Consider the following 17,863-nt stretch of genomic DNA (forward strand, 5'->3'; position numbering starts at 1 on the left):
TATAATAAGGTCATCATGTTTTATAGCTTTATAAGTACAAGAGGGAAACAACTATGAAAACAACAGAAAAAACATTAGATTTGATTTGCCTTGGTCGTGTTGCTGTTGATTTATATGCTCAACAAATTGGTTCTCGTTTAGAAGATGTTTCATCATTTTCCAAATACCTAGGGGGCTCGTCAGGCAATGTTGCCTATGGTACAGCGGTTCAAGGCGTGAAATCATCGATGCTCGCACGCGTAGGCGATGAACACATGGGACGCTTTTTAAGAGAAGAATTACAACGTGTTGGTGTGGATACCAGCCATTTAATTACAGATAAAGAAAGATTAACGGGATTAGTTATTTTAGGGATTAAAGATCAGGATACCTTCCCATTGATTTTCTATCGTGAAAACTGTGCAGATATGGCAATTACAGCAGATGATTTTGATGAAGAATATATTGCATCTGCAAAAGCCTTAGCAATTACAGGTACACATTTATCCCATCCAAAAACCCGTAATGCCGTTATCACTGCATTAGAATATGCCACAAAAAATAATACGAAACGCTTACTTGATATTGACTATCGCCCAGTGTTATGGGGGTTAACATCTTTAGGCGACGGCGAAACCCGTTTTATTGATTCAGAAGCGGTGACAAAATCATTACAAGAAGTATTACATTATTTTGATGTCCTTGTTGGTACAGAAGAAGAATTCCACATTGCTGGCGGTTCAACAGATACCTTAACCGCATTAAAAAATGTACGCAAATTCAGTAACGCAACGCTTGTTTGTAAACGTGGGGCTTTAGGTTGCTCTGTATTTGAAGGGCCGATCCCAGATGACTTAGACGGCGGATTAAACGTTTATGGTGTACGCGTTGAAGTACTAAACGTTTTAGGTGCAGGCGATGCCTTTATGTCAGGCTTAATTCGCGGCTACATCAACAATGAAGGTTGGGAACAGTCTTGCCGCTATGCAAATGCTTGTGGTGCATTGGTAGTTTCTCGCCATGGCTGCGCCCCAGCGATGCCAACAAAACAAGAACTAGACGATTATTTATCTCGCGCACAATCTGTTCCTCGCCCAGATTTAGATAATAAGTTAAATCATTTACACCGAGTAACAACACGTAAAGCACAATGGGACGATCTTTGCATTTTTGCCTTCGACCATCGTAAACAACTTGTTGATATGGCTGAAAAGTGCGGTGCAGATATCAATAGAATTCCAAAATTAAAAACATTGTTGTTAAAAGCAGCAGAACAAACTGCAGAACAAGAAGGTATTTACAATGGTCACGCGGGTATTCTTGCCGATACCACTTTCGGTCAAGAAGCATTGAATGAAATTACGGGCAAAAAATGGTGGATTGGCCGCCCAATTGAAATGCCATCTTCACGTCCATTACGTTTAGAACATGGCGACCTAGGCAGCCAGTTAATTAATTGGCCTCAAGAGCATGTGGTTAAATGCTTAGCCTTCTATCATCCACAGGATAAAGCCGAGCTTAAAGCAGACCAAGATGCTAAACTCCTTGAAGTTTACCAGGCTTGCTGCCGTACAGGACATGAATTACTACTCGAAATCATTTTACCTGCGGATATGGAACAAAAAGAAAGCTATTACGTTGATATGCTTAGCCACTTCTACAGCATGGGTATCAAACCAGATTGGTGGAAATTACCAGGTGTTTCTGCAGAATGTTGGGCGAAAATCAGCGAAGTCATTAAAACAAATGATCCATTCTGCCGCGGTATCTTAATTTTAGGTTTAGATGCACCAGAATCGCAATTTAAAGCAACTTTTGATGCGTCAGCCAATGCGCCATTAGTCAAAGGATTTGCCGTCGGTAGAACAATCTTCGGTCAACCTTCTGCTGACTGGTTAGCTAACAAAATTAATGATGAAGAATTAATTAAAGACGTCTCCGAACGTTACAAACGTCTCATCCATTTATGGAAACAACGTGGTAAATAAGAAACATAAAAAAGTGCGGTGGAATTGACCGCACTTTTTGTTTCAAAACTACTGTACTCTGAGGACAAAATCATCTAGGATAAGTGATGTCGTTCATATTCTGATAGATTGATATTCTAATCTTGAAACAATAAAAGAGTTAGCTAAACGCAATGCAATAGAAAATCCTTTAAAACGTGAGGAAAAAATATATGAAACTTAGAACTCTGATAATTTCAACTTTACTAGCTTTCGGTTTAGTTGCGTGCAACGATGAAAAAGATTATAGCGGTACTTATACAAAAATAGATAATCCTAAGACATCTTTCACTGTTCAAAAAGGTAAAAATGGAGACTATCAAGCAACTCTTACTGATATTATAGGCAAAAATAGCCTTACTGGTACTGTTAAAAATGGGATTTTTTATAGAATATCTGATAATGAAAAAATAGGCGAATTTAAAGAAAACCTGTTTATTGATACAAACGGCGGTCAATATAAGAAATAATTTCTAAATAAGCACGCAGCACTTTAAACCACCCAATAGGAGAAAATTATGGCAATTAAACGTAATGCTCGTCAGCGTAAAAAAATGCATTTAGCAGAATTCCAAGAATTAGGCTTTTTAGTCAATTGGCAATTTGCTGAAGGTACTAGCATTGAACAAATTGACGAAGTAGTCGATAACTTTATTCGCGAAGTGATTCAAGAAAATGGTTTAGCCTATGAAGGAAGTGGTTACTTACATTGGGAAGGCTTAGTATGCTTAGAAAAACTAGGTAAATGTGATGAAAACCACCGCACTTTAGTGAAACAATGGTTAGAAAATAACGGACTTCAACAAGTTGAAGTGAGCGAATTATTCGATATTTGGTGGGACTATCCACATAAATAATTTAAAAAATCCAGCGTAAATGCTGGATTTTTATTTTACATCTTGACGAATCCGCCTTTGAAGCGTAACATTCGCCACGATTTTATTACTTTGGAGCACACACTTTGGACAGTCACAGTCGATACCGACTTTATACTTTCTTTTAGTGTCGCCTTTTTCCTTTCATTAAGGACTTATCAGGCGACAAGTTCGCGGATAAGCCGTTCCGCCATTTTGGTATCTTTTTACTCATTTTTCAACCGCACTTTTGCTTTTGAAAAATAACCTTTGTTCATCGAGTTTGTTCATAATCCCAATAAGGAGTATGACAAAATGATCAATATATTTGCTTTAGAAGACGCGCGTCTTACACGCATTGATGAAGAACAGAATCCTGATCTCAACAGTGCGATTTGGATCGACCTACTCGAACCAACGGAAGAAGAGCGTGAAACCCTACAACAAGATCTTGCGCAAAACCTTGCAAGCTTTCTTGAATTAGAAGATATCGAGGCATCTGCACGTTTTTTTGAAGACGAAGATGGTTTACATTTGCACTCGTTCTTTTATTGCGAAGATGAAGACGATTATGCGGATTTAGCCTCTGTGGCATTTACGTTGCGTGATGGGCGTTTATTTACTCTGCGTGATCGCGAACTTCCAGCATTCCGCTTATATCGTATGCGTTCACGTTATCAACGCTTAGAAGAATGTAATGCCTATGAAGTTTTATTGGATTTAATTGAAACCAAAATCGAGCAATTGGCGAACGTTATTGAAACAGCCTACGCAGAGTTGGAACAATTAAGCCGTATTATTTTGGAAGGAAAACAAGGGGAAGCTTTTGATCAAGCGCTAGCTACTTTAACAGAACAAGAAGACGCCAGTTCTAAAGTACGTTTGTGCTTGATGGATACTCAGCGTGCATTAAGTTTCTTAGTGCGTAAGACCCGTTTACCAACCAATCAGTTAGAACAAGCGCGCGAAATCTTACGAGATATTGAATCATTACAACCCCATAACGAATCTTTGTTCCAAAAGGTCAACTTTTTAATGCAAGCGGCAATGGGTTATATCAATATTGAGCAGAATAAAATTATGAAATTCTTCTCGGTGGTATCTGTTATGTTCTTGCCGGCAACACTTGTTGCCTCCACTTATGGCATGAACTTTGACTTTATGCCAGAACTGCATTTCAAATATGGTTACCCAATGGCAATTGGTTTAATGATTGTGGCAGCCTTAACGCCTTATATTTATTTCAAACGTAAAGGTTGGTTATAACGAAAGTGCGGTATTTTTAAGGACGTTTTTAACGTCCTTTACTGTTTTATGTTACAATTCAATCAATTTTTTCACTTATAACAAAACTATGTCAAGACAAAAGAAAAGTCGTCGTGTAACGGATATTATGCCGACACGTAAATCAGATAAAAAACCTGAAGGTAAACCACTTTCAGGAAAAAAACTCACGCGCTACGAACTGGATTCCAAAGCACGCGAAGAAAAAAGAAAGCGTAAACACAAAGGGTTAACTTCTGGCTCTCGCCACAGTGCAACTGAAGTACAGGCGAATAAATCCGCAGAGAAAAAACAAGACCCACGTATTGGTAGTCGTAAGAAAGTGCCATTAATTGTGGAGTTTGTGAATAAACCTGAAAAAGGGCAATTCATTCCTGCGCTAGAAACGACGCCAAAATCCACCGCACTTGATCCAATGCAAGAGTTAGAACAATTAGAAAATAACGAATGTTTAAATGACTTGCTCGACCAACTGGATGCGGGCAAAACATTGAGTGCAGAAGATCAACAATTTGTGGATGAATGTTTAGATCGTATTGCGGTATTAATGGATGAATTAGGCATTGAAGATGAAGAAGAAAACGATGACGATTTATACCGCACTTTTGAGAAAATTGATATTAACCAATTTAAATAAACGATGTTAAAAACCATTTTATTGATTCTTGGCGTAATCATTTTAGCCGTAATGGCAGGATATACTATCCATTTATTACGCCAACTGCGCCAACAAAAACAGGCTTTTGAACAAGCGAAAAATGCGCGCATGCAACGTATTACAGAAAGCATTGAAATTATTGCCAAGGCAATGCAAAACGGTGATTGTAACCTGTCTGAAGGTGTCATTCGTTTAAAAATGTTGCTCGACCCCTTGGGCAAAAAACGCTTGAACAGCTATGAGGCAATGTGGCAACTGTATGAAGTGGTGCAAGACATGCCAACCCATGAGGCTCGCAAAACGCTCAAGAAAAATGAACGCATGCGTCTTGATTTAACGCGAGAAAGCAAAGAAGCTGAGTTAGAACAACAAATTAAAGCAGAATTAACCTTGCTGCTTAATGATATTCAATAACCCGAACGATAACACTATGAACGAAATTACTTGGGATCTCAATCTCATTCAAAAATACAACCATTCAGGACCGCGTTACACCTCTTATCCAACAGCGCTTGAATTCCACGAAAATTACAATAATGAGGATTTCAAGGCTGCGGCAGCACGCTATCCAGAACGCCCTCTGTCGCTTTATATTCATATTCCATTTTGTCATAAACTTTGCTATTTCTGCGGATGTAATAAAGTTATCACTCGCCATCAACATAAAGCCGATATTTATTTAGATTATCTTGAAGTAGAAATTAAAAATCGTGCCACATTATTTACACGGCGCTTAGTCACTCAAATTCACTGGGGCGGCGGTACACCAACCTATTTAAGCGAAGCGCAATCAGCACGATTAATGAAAATGTTGACAGATAATTTCAATATTTCACCACAAGCAGAAATTTCCATTGAAATGGACCCTCGCGAAATTGAATTATCTATGCTTGATCACTTGCGTAGCATTGGTTTCAACCGCATTAGCATGGGCGTACAAGATTTCAATAAAGACGTACAAAAAGTCATCAATCGTGAACAAGATGAAGAATTTGTATGTCAACTTCTTACGCGTGCGCGTGAATTAGGATTCCAATCCACAAACTTAGACTTAATTTATGGTTTACCACTGCAAACCGTAGAAAGTTTTATGTTCACGCTACAAAAAGTAATTGAACTCAACCCTGATCGTTTAAGCGTCTTTAACTACGCCCACTTGCCAAGCCGTTTTGCTGGTCAAGCCAAAATCAAGGATCATCAATTACCTGCACCCGAAACAAAATTAACCATTCTACAAAAAACCATTGAAACCTTAGGTCAAGCGGGATACAAATTTATTGGTATGGACCATTTCGCTAAACCAGATGATGAACTGGCGATTGCACAGGATAAAGGCATTTTGCACCGCAACTTCCAAGGCTATACTACACAAGAAGAATGTGATTTATTAGGTTTGGGTGTTTCTGCAATCAGCTTATTAGGCGATACCTATGCACAAAACCAAAAAGAATTAAAACGTTATTATGCTGACGTGGATACTACAGGCATTGCGTTACACAAAGGTTTAGCCATGACAGCAGAAGATTGCTTACGTCGTGATGTCATTAAGGCTTTAATCTGTAATTTCAAACTTGATTTTTCGACAATTGAGCAGCTATATAATATTGATTTCAAAACACATTTTTCGGAAGATCTGGAATTATTAAAACCGTTAGCTAAAGATGGTTTAGTGGAAATCAATGAACAGGGTATTCAAGTTTCTTCGACTGGACGCTTATTAATTCGTAACATTTGCTTGTGCTTTGATACCTATTCAAGACAGCAAGCGCGTAGACAACAGTTCTCTCGTATTATTTAATTTAATCAAAACAAAAGTGCGGTTAAAAACACCATGATTTTTAACCGCACTTTTTCCTTGTTATGTATTAAAGAATATTTTCAAATTTCTCTAACATCTCTTTTGGCCAAACGCTTGATTGTACTTCACCAATGTGTTTTTTACGTAATAAGAACATGGCTAAACGAGATTGGCCAATACCGCCACCGATAGAAAGAGGCAAACGACCAGCAAGTAAATCTTTGTGCCAATCCATTTCTAAACGCTCTTCATCACCAGTGAGTGAAACTTGTAAACGCAGCGCTTTTTCATCAACACGAATCCCCATTGAAGATAATTCAAATGCAGTACCAAGTTGATCGTTCCACACTAAAATATCGCCATTTAAACCTTTGTAGCCATTTTCAGATTCGGTTGTCCAGTCATCGTAGTCTGGTGCACGACCATCATGTGGTTTACCATCCGATAATTTGCCACCGATACCGACAAGGAATACCGCACCATATTCTTTACAAATTGCATTTTCGCGCTCTTTACCCGTCATATTTGGATAACGTTTCACTAAATCTTCACTATGCACAAAAGTAATTTCTTTTGGCAAAATCGACGGGATATCAAAACGGGCTTCCACAGCAAGCTCTGTTAAACGCATCGCTTTATAAATTGAGCGCACAGTTTCTTTCAAATAATCAAAATTACGGTGACCATGAGGAATCACTTTTTCCCAGTCCCATTGATCCACATAAACTGAGTGCGTTGGATCTAATGAATCTTCATCAGGGCGTAGTGCTTTCATGTGAACAAATAAACCTTCACCTTCTTTGAATTGGAAACGTGCTAAGGTATGACGTTTCCATTTTGCCAATGAGTGCACTACTTCATACACTGCATTTGGAATGCATTTCACATGCACTTGTACTGCTTTTTCAATTCCCGATAAATTATCCTGCATACCATTGCCCACTTCGCTTAAAATTGGGCCTTGCACCTCAATAATCTCAAGTTTTTCAATGAGGTTTTGTGTAAACGTGTTCTTAACAAAACTAATTTCTTTTTGTTGTAAAATAAATGATTTTTCCATTGTTATAATACCTTATTTAGCTATTCTGCATTTTTTCTTAATGCTTGTTGCATATTATTCAACATAAAAAGCACAAAACTCAATACTTTTTAGAAAAAATAGCTTATAATAAGAAAAATAATCAATTATCTCACCACAAAATTAGATATATTTTAAATTGGGGGTTGTTATGCATACAATTGATAATTTAGATCAACAAATTTTACGCGTTCTCACAAAAGACGCCCGTACACCTTATGCTGAAATGGCAAAAAATTTCGGTGTAAGTCCAGGCACAATCCATGTACGAGTAGAAAAAATGCGTCAGTCTGGCATTATTGAAGGAACAAAAATCCGTATTGATGAACGTAAATTGGGTTATGATGTGTGCTGCTTTATTGGCATTATTTTGAAATCAGCGAAAGACTACGAAAAAGTCATCAAAAAATTAGAAAGCTTTGATGAAGTGGTAGAAGCTTATTACACAACGGGCAATTACTCCATTTTTATTAAAGTAATGACGCACACTATTGCGGAACTGCACAGTGTATTGGCAACTAAAATCCAATTGATCGATGAGATTCAATCCACAGAAACCTTAATTTCCATGCAAAATCCTATTTTGCGTGATATTAAACCTTAAACAAAAAAGTGCGGTATTTTCCACCGCACTTTTTTATTTCAACTTAACTTGCTTTCTTCAAAATCGCATAAAGCTCATCTTTTAAGCGTAATTTTTGCTTTTTCAGATCTTCAACTTCAGTATGCGTCGCCAATTCAATGTGGCTTTCAATATTCTTAATTCGTTGATCCAACGCATTATGTTCATCAAATAAACGAGCAAAATGCATATCTTCTGTTTTTAATTTGGTGATTAAGTCGCGAAATTCTGGAAACATATTTTACTCCTTAATTGTTGAATTAATACACAGCAGTTTACCCTAAAATCGTGGCATAAAATGTGATGAACATCACAGATTTTAATAATGTGGCGGAGGGGTTTCTTCTGCGCGACTTGCCACATTCGATGGTTGCATATCTTTCAATTTATTGGCTAAATGGCGGATCTGTACTTGCATTTTATCCATCATAAATTGCTGTTCCACCAAGGCTTGATTCAATGCTTCTAATGTATGTTCTTGGAACATTAATTTTGTTTCCAATTCCGCAATTCTGGCTTCTAATTTTTGCATGAATTCCTCTTATTCTTTCTTTTTCGCATAATTGACAAAGAGAGCTAAGCTCTATAATCTAATGTGGCTTATTTTAACTCATAAAAGGATAGCAAAATGCTAAAAAGACAAAAAATTTCCTGTGTTGGCTTATTTATCACCGCACTTTTTACTACTGCGGTAGCCCATGCAGATACCAAAAATGAATCCTATGCATTAGGTGCATTATTTGGTACAGATGTAAAAGGTGTGATTGAGGCACAAAAAGATGTCATCAATTATGACCAAGAAAAATTATTAGCAGGCATAAAAGATGCTATCGCAGGTAAAGTGGATTTAAATAATCCTGAATTAACCAATACATTAAAAAGTATTGAAGATAAAGTGAAAGCAGAACATCAACGTAAAATTGAAGAACAAGCGAAAAAAACGCAACAAGAAGGCGAAAAATTCGTGGCAGAATTTAAGAAAAAAGCAGATGTAAAAGAAACAAAATCTGGCTTACTTTATCGTGTTGAAAAAGCAGGAGAAGGCGCATCACCTAAGGCAACTGATGTGGTGAAAGTGCATTACACTGGCAAATTACCAAATGGCAAAGTATTTGATAGCTCAGTTGAGCGAAACAAACCTGTTGAGTTTGCACTCAATCAAGTGATTCCTGGCTGGACAGAGGGTTTACAGCTGATCAAAAAAGGCGGAAAAATTGAATTAGTTATCCCTGCAAACTTAGCCTATGGCGATCAAGACATGGGCGTGATTCCTGCCAATTCTACGCTCCATTTTGATGTGGAATTATTAGATATTAATCCTAAAAAATAACCCAAAAAGAAACCGCACTTTGTAGGCAAAGACCTACAAGTGCGCTTATTTATTCGAGAAATCATCTATGTTAAATGATAGACGTCCATTTACTGAGGAAGATCGTACTATTCTGACCTCTTACAAAGCGGTCGTAGAAGGCGTAAGTGCATTAATTGGTAGCCATTGTGAGATTGTGCTTCACTCGTTGGAAGACTTAGAACGTTCAGCAATTTGTATTGCCAATGGACATAATACAAATCGTCAAGTTGGCTCACCAATTACCGATCGTGCATTGCAATCATTGCATAATATGAAAACAGAAAGTGTTTCCAAACCCTATTTTACGCGAGCGAAAAGCAATAGTTTGATGAAATCCATCACTATTGCGATCCGTAATGGACAGCAACGTATTATTGGCTTGCTATGTATTAACATTAATTTAGATGTCCCTATTTCTCAATTCTTACAAACACTCATGCCTGTGCAAGAGCAAGACGAAACTTCGAGTGTAAACTTCGCCAGTTCAGTAGAAGAATTGGTCACTCAAACCGTTGAACAAACCATTGAAGAAGTCACAGCAGATCGCTTCGTTGCAAATAATAATAAAAACCGCCAAATTGTTGTTTCTCTCTTTGAAAAAGGGATATTTGATATTAAAGACGCAATTAATTTAGTGGCTGAGCGTTTAGACATTTCACGTCATACGGTTTATTTGTATATTCGTCAAATCAAGCAAGATCAAGAGGACTAATCATGCAATATGTCCTTGCTGTGAAACACCCTGTTTATGGCGGCCAAGGGGCTTTTTTAGCCTATCAATTTGCAATCGCTTTATTAGAACAAGGGCACGAAATTCGCCAAATCTTCTTTTTCCAAGAAGGAGTGAGTAATGGCAATGCCTTTGTTTCCCCCGCAAACGACGAGTTCAACCTAACTAAACATTGGCAGCAACTTGCTGAACAATATCAGGTGCCATTGCACCTTTGTATTGCTGCTAGCCAACGACGTGGAATTGTGGATTTTTCCACCGCACTTTTACCTGAACAACAAAATCTTGCCCCTCATTTCGTCTTGGCAGGATTAGGCGAATTCAGTCAAGCTATATTAGAAGCAGATCGAGTAATCACATTATGATTAAATTGGCATTTGTGTTTAAAACCTCGCCGCATGGTTCATCAGTCAGTCGTGAAGGACTGGATGCTGTTTTAGCCGCAAGCGCTTTTTGTGAAGAAAATGAAATCGCGGTCTTTTTTATTGAAGATGGTATATTCAATTTATTAGCAGGTCAGCAACCTGAATGCATTTTACAAAAAGATTTTATTCGCACCTTCAAATTACTTGAACTGTACGATATAGAAAACTGTTTTGTCTGCCAGCAGTCTCTGCAACAATATCAACTTGAACAAGCAGAATTGATTCTTCCTTGTCTGCCAAAAGCACGAGCAGAAATCGCCCAAATGTTACAAAGTGCGGTGCAAATTCTCACATTTTAAGGATAGCTATGCTTTATACGTTTTCCCAAGCCAATTATGCCGATGCGGAGCTAAATCGCTATTTACAGCAAATCACAGCCAATGATGCGGTGGTTTTATGGCAAAATGCGGTGTTATTACCTCTCAAATATCCACAATTATTTCAGCAATTAACTGCCAATTGCTATGCCGTAGAAGTTGATTTGCAAGCACGAAATCTGACCATGCCAGCAACAATCCAACCTATTTCGCTCGCCGAACTGGTCAAACTGACAGAACAATATCATCCTCAATTGGCTTTATAAAACTTGATAAAAAAACACCGCACTTGGAATTAAAGTGCGGTGTTAATTTTTAAGGTTTTAGGAAATTATTTCTCTTCACCATAGAAGGCTTTAGTCATAATTTCTTCCATATCTTCCACCATTGCTAAACGTGGGTTAGCCGGTGTACATTGGTCTTCGTATGCATTTAATGCAAGCTCACGACGTGCAGCTAAGAATTCTTGCTCATCAACACTTTGATCACGTAATGACATTTTCACGCCACAACGTACCGCTAAGTCATAGCAAGCTTTAGCGTAAGATTCTACACCTTCCGCAGGCGTTGATGCTGGTAAGCCTAACATTTTCGCGATATCTTGGTAACGTTTATCAGCTACATAGCTTGAATATTTCGGCCAAGTTGCTAATTTAGTTGGACGAGTACCGTTATAACGAATAACGTGTGGCAGTAAGATTGCATTGGTACGACCATGAACAGTGTGGAATTTACCACCAATTTTGTGAGCCATTGAGTGACAAATACCCAAGAATGCATTAGCAAACGCCATACCAGCCATAGTTGAAGCATTATGCATTTTTTCACGTGCCATTGGCTCTTTTTCTTTCACTGATTTTTCTAAGTTTTCAAACACAAGTTTGATTGCTTGTAATGCAAGACCATCAGTAAAGTCATTTGCTAAGATTGACACATAAGCTTCAGTCGCGTGAGTTAACACGTCTAAACCTGTATCTGCCGCAACATGTGCTGGTACAGACATCACTAATGCAGGGTCAACAATAGCAATGGTTGGTGTTAATGAGTAGTCCGCTAATGGATATTTAATATCGCCATCAGTGATTACCGCGAATGGTGTTACTTCAGAACCTGTACCAGAAGTAGTTGGGATACCGATGAATTTCGCTTTACGTCCTAATTGCGGGAATTTGAACGCACGTTTACGGATATCCATGAATTTCTGTACTAAATCGTGGAAGTCAACTTCAGGTTGCTCATAGAATAACCACATTACTTTTGCTGCATCCATTGGTGAACCGCCACCTAACGCAATAATAGTGTCAGGTTGGAAGCTACGCATTAATTCTGTACCACGTTGTACTGTTTCAATACTTGGGTTTGGTTCTACGTCCGCAAATAATTGATAGGTTACGCCTTGGTGATTTAAACGTAATTGTTCAGCAATTCTATCTACAAATCCTAAATCGACCATTGCTCGGTCAGTCACGATCATTACACGTTCAATGCCTTTCATTGTTTGTAGATATTGGATTGAATCACGTTCAAAATAGATTTTTGAAGGCACTTTAAACCATTGCATATTATTTCTCCGTCTTCCCACACGTTTGATATTCACTAAATTCATTGCACTTACGTTATTCCCTACGGAGTTCTTACCGTAAGAACCACAACCCAAGGTTAATGATGGGAGGAAAGAGTTATATACGTCACCGATACCACCGAAGGTAGAAGGTGAATTCCAAATCACACGAATTGCTTTCACTTTCTCACCGAAACGTTTAGCTAATTCAGTATCTTTAGTATGAATCGCAGCTGAGTGACCTAAACCATGGAAGTTCACCATCGCTTCTGAGAAGGCTAAACCTTCTTCAGTTGAATTTGATTTTAATAGCGCTAATACAGGTGATAATTTTTCACGAGTTAATGGCTCTTTTTCACCAACTTCTTTACATTCAGCAACTAAAATGTTGGTTTTTTCTGGTACTTTAAAGCCGGCTTGTTCTGCAATCCACGCTGCTGGTTTACCAACTACATTTGGATTTAATTTAGCACCAGCGCAATTTGCACCATTTGCTTTCACACCAAAAATAAATTCTTCTAATAATGCTTTTTCTTTCTTATTAACGAAATACACGCCATAAGATTTCATTTCAGCAACAAACTCATCATAGATTTCTGCATCAACAATTGCCGCTTGCTCAGATGCACAGATCATACCGTTATCAAAAGATTTTGACATAACGATATCATGAGTTGCTTGTTTCACATCTGCTGATTTTTCTACATAAGCTGGTACGTTACCTGCCCCAACACCTAATGCTGGTTTACCGCAAGAATAAGCCGCTTCAACCATTGCATTACCACCAGTTGCAAGAATTGTTGCGATACCAGGGTGTTTCATTAACGCAGAAGTACCTTCCATGGAAGGAGTTTCAATCCATTGAACACAGTTTTTCGGCGCACCCGCTGCAACTGCTGCTTCATACACGATACGAGCTGCATGAGCAGATGATTGTTGTGCAGATGGGTGGAACGCAAATACGATTGGGTTACGTGTTTTTAACGCAATAAGTGATTTGAAAATCGTTGTTGAGGTTGGGTTAGTGGTTGGAGTTACACCACAAATTACACCAACAGGATCAGCAATTTCAGTAATACCAGTTACATCATCTTCGCTGATCACGCCAGCTGTTTTTAAATGACGCATATTGTTTACTACATACTCACAAGCAAACAAGTTTTTGGTCGCTTTATCTTCAAAGACACCGCGTCCAGTTTCTTCATAAGCATGCATAGCCAGTACACCATGTTTATCTAAAGCTGCAACTGACGCTTTTGCGACAATGTAATCCACTTGCTCTTGATTAAGTTGACGGAATTCTTCCAATGCAACCAAACCTTTTTCTACAAGGGCATTTACTTCAGCTTGAGCAGGACTCACTGCATTTTCTACAGCATTACTCATAATGATTTCTCCTAGTGGTTAAAAATTAAAAATTATTACTAAGGAGAATTATACTTATTTAGAGTTAAATTTATAGAAAAATTATCAAAAAAGTGTGATCGCGATCAAACTTTTTGCCGAAATATAACATTTATTGAGCATTTTTGAGCAAGCCTACTCCAAAAGCATAACTACAAAAGATATTTTTCTTGTACCCTCTTTATTTCTGCACAAAAATCCGCCATACTATCGCCCTTTTTTATCACTCTTAATTATTTCAAATTTCAAGGAAATTTTATGTCAGCAACAAAAGATGGCTTAGCCAATCCAGGTCCATTAGGTTTATGCGGTTTTGCCTTAACAACATGGTTATTATGTTTAATCAATGCCGGTATTTTTGATGGTAAAAGCGTTGGATTAGTCGTAGCGATGGCATTCGCTTTCGGTGGTACAGCACAAATGATCGCAGGTATGTTCGAATTCAAAAAAGGCAATACCTTTGGTTTCACTGCATTCACAAGCTACGGCGCATTCTGGTGGTCTTGGGCGTTATTTGTAACCTTCTTCAAAGGCGAAACACCAGCAACTTTCGTTGCTTGGTATTTAGCTGCATGGGGGACATTTACCTTTATGATGTTCTTAGGTACTTTAGCAAAAGCAAAAGCATTACGCGCTATTTTCTTTTTCTTAACCTTAACTTTCTATGCGTTAGCTATTGGCGATGCAACAGGTAATCATAGCATCGTAAACATTGGTGGCTATCTAGGTTTCATCACTGCGTTATGTGCATTCTACCTTGCCGCAGCAGAAATGATTAACGAAAGCTTCGGTCGCACAGTATTACCAATTGGCGAACCAAAATAATTTATCGTTTCAATTAAATAAGGTTTAAATCTTCCCGATTTAAACCTTATTTTTTATCGCTCGGCAGATTTTAATGCTATAATTTGCAACTTTCACTCTACATGCTTTATCAAGCTATTTATGACTTAATTTTGAGGTAATTATGACAACGCAAGAAAAACGACAATCTTGGTCAAGTCGCTTAACTTACGTCCTCACTGTCGCAGGTGCAACCATTGGTTTCGGTGCCACTTGGCGCTTTCCTTATTTAGTTGGCGAACATGGCGGCGGTGCTTATGTTTTACTTTTCTGTATTGCGATGATCGTCATTGGTATTCCTATGATCTTAGTGGAGAATGTGATTGGTCGCCGTATGCGCATCAATTCCGTTGATGCTTTTGCAGGCTCTGCCAATGGTAAAAAAATTCATCCGGCTTGGAAAATACTAGGTTACATGGGGTTATTAGGTTCTTTTGGTATTCTTGCCTATTACATGGTGCTAGGTGGCTGGGTACTGACTTATATTGGCAGCCTAATTTCTGGTAATCTGGATTTATCTTCGCCTGTCACTATTGAAACCACCTCAAACTTCTTTACCCAACATATCCAAAACGATCCCAAAACTATCCTAATTTACACCGCACTTTTTGTGATCACGAACTATGTGATTTTAGCAAAAGGGATTGTAGATGGTATTGAACGATCAGTTAAATATCTGATGCCATTATTATTTATTTTCTTGCTCGTCATGATCGTGCGCAACATCACATTACCGGGAGCATCTGAAGGCATAAAATTTTATTTAGTGCCGGATTTCTCTAAAATTACAAAAGAGCTGTTTATCTTTGTTCTCGGGCAAGTATTCTTCGCACTCAGCCTCGGCTTTGGTGTATTAATTACCTTATCAAGTTACTTAGATAAAAAAGAAAATCTCATTAAAACAGCCACAATTACCGGAGTGATCAACACATTAATCGCACTCGCTGCTGGCTTTATGATTTTTCCTTCATTATTTACCTTTAATGTAGCACCAAATTCAGGTCCAACCCTCGTATTCCAAAGCTTACCAATTGTATTCTCACATATGTGGGCGGGTAGCATTTTCGCCACGATTTTCTTTGGCTTGCTCATTATTGCGGCACTCACAACTTCATTAACCATTTATGAAGTACTGATTACTGCGTTACAAGAGAAAACCAAACTCAGTCGCAAAAAAGCTATTGCCTTAACCCTCGGTTCAACTTTCATTTTAGGTAATATTCCTTCAACCTTAGGGGACAATATATGGGCTGATACACGTATTATGGGCTTAAGCATTTTTGATGCATTCGACTATATTAGTGGCAATATTCTCTTTATTTTAACCGCACTTGGTAGTGCTATCTTCGTCGGTTATGTATTAAAAGATGAAGCGAAAAAAGAATTAGGCGCAGGAGAAAAATTCACAGCCATTTGGTTCAACTATGTGAAATTCATTATCCCGATTATTATTCTTATCATCTTCTATTCAGGTAATTTCAATTAAATCTTAGGGGACAAAAGTCCCCTAATTCTTTTCTTCTTTCTTTTGTTGATAACATAATTTCTAAGTAATAAAAGTAGCGTATTTTCCACCGCACTTTTCGTCATCTTTGCAACAAATATCACATACAAAAAAGGCGTACCTTTCGATACGCCTTTTTATATTTATTGATTTATCAATCAATTATTTGATGATTTTCGCTACAACGCCAGCACCTACTGTACGGCCACCTTCACGAATCGCAAAACGTAAACCTTCGTCCATCGCGATTGGGTGAATTAAGCTCACAGTCATTTTGATGTTGTCACCAGGCATTACCATCTCTACGCCTTCTGGTAATTCAATCGTACCAGTTACGTCTGTTGTACGGAAGTAGAACTGTGGACGGTAACCTTTGAAGAATGGAGTATGACGACCACCTTCTTCTTTTGATAATACGTAAACTTCTGATTCGAAGTCTGTGTGTGGAGTGATTGAACCTGGTTTCGCTAATACTTGACCACGTTCGATTTCTTCACGTTTAGTACCACGTAATAATGCACCAATGTTTTCACCCGCACGACCTTCGTCTAATAATTTACGGAACATTTCAACACCAGTTACTGTAGTTTTGGTTGTGTCTTTGATACCAACGATTTCTACTTCATCACCTGTACGGATGATACCGCGCTCTACACGACCTGTTACTACTGTACCACGACCTGAGATTGAGAATACGTCTTCGATTGGTAATAAGAATGGTTTATCAATCGCACGCTCTGGCTCTGGGATATAAGAGTCTAAGTGACCCGCTAATTCAATGATTTTTTCTTCCCACTCTGCTACGCCGTTTAATGCTTGTAACGCTGAACCACGTACGATTGGTGTATCATCACCTGGGAAGTCATATTGAGATAGAAGTTCACGCACTTCCATTTCTACTAATTCTAATAACTCTTCGTCATCTACCATGTCGCATTTGTTTAAGAATACGATGATGTAAGGTACACCTACTTGGCGACCTAATAAGATGTGCTCACGAGTTTGTGGCATTGGACCATCTGTTGCTGCTACTACTAAGATTGCACCATCCATTTGTGCCGCACCAGTAATCATGTTTTTAACATAGTCCGCGTGTCCTGGACAGTCTACGTGGGCGTAGTGGCGAGTTGGGGTATCATATTCAACGTGTGATGTATTGATGGTAATACCACGCGCTTTTTCTTCTGGCGCGTTATCAATTTGGTCGAATGCTCGTGCTGCACCACCGTAGTTTTTCGCTAATACTGTGGTAATCGCTGCTGTTAAAGTTGTTTTACCGTGGTCTACGTGGCCGATTGTACCCACGTTTACGTGCGGTTTTGTACGTTCAAATTTTTCTTTAGACATTGAAAGTCCCTCTAAAAAACACGGTTATCGATGGTACAATAACACCACATTAACCTAATGTATTGTTTACGGTTTAGTTTAAAAGGAAAAGTGAAATTAAAG

The 17,863-nt window shown here is 38.3% G+C and carries 20 protein-coding genes; 15 read left to right on the forward strand and 5 right to left on the reverse strand.

Features of this window, described 5'->3' with window-relative positions; genetic code table 11:
* Nucleotides 1-53 precede the first annotated feature (53 nt).
* The 7 genes from ACUXZ4_RS01190 to hemN all read left to right on the forward strand — a co-directional run bounded on the left by ACUXZ4_RS01190 (nt 54) and on the right by hemN (nt 6,579).
* On the forward strand, nt 54-1,967 hold the full coding sequence (locus ACUXZ4_RS01190; protein WP_464973241.1) for a bifunctional 5-dehydro-2-deoxygluconokinase/5-dehydro-2-deoxyphosphogluconate aldolase: 1,914 nt from the start codon (nt 54-56) through the stop codon (nt 1,965-1,967).
* Nucleotides 1,968-2,158: 191 nt separating this feature from the next.
* On the forward strand, nt 2,159-2,455 hold the full coding sequence (locus ACUXZ4_RS01195; protein WP_464973242.1) for a hypothetical protein: 297 nt from the start codon (nt 2,159-2,161) through the stop codon (nt 2,453-2,455).
* A 48-nt stretch (nt 2,456-2,503) separates the two neighbouring features.
* Nucleotides 2,504-2,842, forward strand: coding sequence for a YggL family protein (locus ACUXZ4_RS01200; protein ID WP_464973243.1), 339 nt, complete (start codon nt 2,504-2,506; stop codon nt 2,840-2,842).
* Between the two features lie 312 nt (nt 2,843-3,154).
* Entirely contained in the window at nt 3,155-4,105 is a 951-nt protein-coding gene (gene corA, locus ACUXZ4_RS01205) for a magnesium/cobalt transporter CorA (RefSeq protein WP_464973244.1), read from the forward strand.
* A gap of 88 nt (nt 4,106-4,193) precedes the next feature.
* The gene (yihI, locus tag ACUXZ4_RS01210; protein WP_464973245.1) at nt 4,194-4,760 is read left to right on the forward strand and encodes a Der GTPase-activating protein YihI; all 567 of its coding nucleotides are present in this window, start codon (nt 4,194-4,196) and stop codon (nt 4,758-4,760) included.
* Nucleotides 4,761-4,763: 3 nt separating this feature from the next.
* On the forward strand, nt 4,764-5,195 hold the full coding sequence (locus tag ACUXZ4_RS01215; RefSeq protein WP_464973246.1) for a DUF2489 domain-containing protein: 432 nt from the start codon (nt 4,764-4,766) through the stop codon (nt 5,193-5,195).
* Between the two features lie 16 nt (nt 5,196-5,211).
* A complete protein-coding gene (hemN, locus tag ACUXZ4_RS01220) occupies nt 5,212-6,579 on the forward strand; it encodes an oxygen-independent coproporphyrinogen III oxidase (protein WP_464973247.1) in 1,368 nt (455 codons plus the stop codon).
* Between the two features lie 67 nt (nt 6,580-6,646).
* On the opposite strand, the gene asnA is transcribed toward hemN, so the two are convergent.
* A complete protein-coding gene (asnA, locus tag ACUXZ4_RS01225; protein ID WP_464973248.1) occupies nt 6,647-7,639 on the reverse strand; it encodes an aspartate--ammonia ligase in 993 nt (330 codons plus the stop codon).
* 169 nt (nt 7,640-7,808) lie between these two features.
* Here asnA and asnC point away from each other — a divergent pair, with 169 nt between their 5' ends.
* Nucleotides 7,809-8,261 (forward strand): transcriptional regulator AsnC, encoded by a 453-nt coding sequence (asnC, locus tag ACUXZ4_RS01230; protein WP_464973249.1) that lies wholly within the window; start codon nt 7,809-7,811, stop codon nt 8,259-8,261.
* A 43-nt stretch (nt 8,262-8,304) separates the two neighbouring features.
* On the opposite strand, the gene ACUXZ4_RS01235 is transcribed toward asnC, so the two are convergent.
* Together ACUXZ4_RS01235 and ACUXZ4_RS01240 are read right to left on the reverse strand one after the other, a co-directional pair.
* A complete protein-coding gene (locus ACUXZ4_RS01235) occupies nt 8,305-8,517 on the reverse strand; it encodes a YdcH family protein (RefSeq protein ID WP_464973250.1) in 213 nt (70 codons plus the stop codon).
* 81 nt (nt 8,518-8,598) lie between these two features.
* Nucleotides 8,599-8,811: a SlyX family protein gene (locus tag ACUXZ4_RS01240; RefSeq protein ID WP_464973251.1), complete on the reverse strand. Its 213-nt coding sequence runs from the start codon at nt 8,809-8,811 to the stop codon at nt 8,599-8,601.
* Nucleotides 8,812-8,907: 96 nt separating this feature from the next.
* Between ACUXZ4_RS01240 and fkpA the strand changes: the two genes are divergently transcribed.
* The 5 genes from fkpA to ACUXZ4_RS01265 all read left to right on the forward strand — a co-directional run bounded on the left by fkpA (nt 8,908) and on the right by ACUXZ4_RS01265 (nt 11,368).
* On the forward strand, nt 8,908-9,609 hold the full coding sequence (fkpA, locus tag ACUXZ4_RS01245; protein ID WP_464973252.1) for an FKBP-type peptidyl-prolyl cis-trans isomerase: 702 nt from the start codon (nt 8,908-8,910) through the stop codon (nt 9,607-9,609).
* Nucleotides 9,610-9,676: 67 nt separating this feature from the next.
* Nucleotides 9,677-10,342 carry a helix-turn-helix transcriptional regulator gene (locus ACUXZ4_RS01250; protein ID WP_464973253.1) on the forward strand — a complete coding sequence of 222 codons (666 nt, stop codon included), beginning with the start codon at nt 9,677-9,679 and terminating at the stop codon, nt 10,340-10,342.
* 2 nt (nt 10,343-10,344) lie between these two features.
* On the forward strand, nt 10,345-10,725 hold the full coding sequence (tusD, locus tag ACUXZ4_RS01255; protein ID WP_464973254.1) for a sulfurtransferase complex subunit TusD: 381 nt from the start codon (nt 10,345-10,347) through the stop codon (nt 10,723-10,725).
* Nucleotides 10,725-11,084: a sulfurtransferase complex subunit TusC gene (gene tusC / locus ACUXZ4_RS01260; RefSeq protein ID WP_464973967.1), complete on the forward strand. Its 360-nt coding sequence runs from the start codon at nt 10,725-10,727 to the stop codon at nt 11,082-11,084. Before tusD ends, tusC begins: the two co-directional genes overlap by 1 nt.
* A gap of 8 nt (nt 11,085-11,092) precedes the next feature.
* Nucleotides 11,093-11,368 (forward strand): DsrH/TusB family sulfur relay protein, encoded by a 276-nt coding sequence (locus ACUXZ4_RS01265; RefSeq protein WP_464973255.1) that lies wholly within the window; start codon nt 11,093-11,095, stop codon nt 11,366-11,368.
* A gap of 65 nt (nt 11,369-11,433) precedes the next feature.
* Here ACUXZ4_RS01265 and adhE read toward each other — a convergent pair whose 3' ends face one another.
* Complete coding sequence (gene adhE / locus ACUXZ4_RS01270; protein ID WP_464973256.1) at nt 11,434-14,049, reverse strand: bifunctional acetaldehyde-CoA/alcohol dehydrogenase; 2,616 nt, start codon at nt 14,047-14,049, stop codon at nt 11,434-11,436.
* Between the two features lie 276 nt (nt 14,050-14,325).
* On the opposite strand from adhE, the gene ACUXZ4_RS01275 reads away from it, so the two are divergent.
* Both ACUXZ4_RS01275 and ACUXZ4_RS01280 read left to right on the forward strand, forming a co-directional pair.
* On the forward strand, nt 14,326-14,892 hold the full coding sequence (locus ACUXZ4_RS01275) for an acetate uptake transporter (RefSeq protein WP_464973257.1): 567 nt from the start codon (nt 14,326-14,328) through the stop codon (nt 14,890-14,892).
* A 142-nt stretch (nt 14,893-15,034) separates the two neighbouring features.
* Nucleotides 15,035-16,396: a sodium-dependent transporter gene (locus ACUXZ4_RS01280; protein WP_464973258.1), complete on the forward strand. Its 1,362-nt coding sequence runs from the start codon at nt 15,035-15,037 to the stop codon at nt 16,394-16,396.
* A gap of 180 nt (nt 16,397-16,576) precedes the next feature.
* On the opposite strand, the gene tuf is transcribed toward ACUXZ4_RS01280, so the two are convergent.
* On the reverse strand, nt 16,577-17,761 hold the full coding sequence (gene tuf, locus ACUXZ4_RS01285; protein ID WP_464973259.1) for an elongation factor Tu: 1,185 nt from the start codon (nt 17,759-17,761) through the stop codon (nt 16,577-16,579).
* Between the last annotated feature and the right edge of the window lie 102 nt (nt 17,762-17,863).

This window comes from Reella acinonychis, assembly GCF_052828705.1.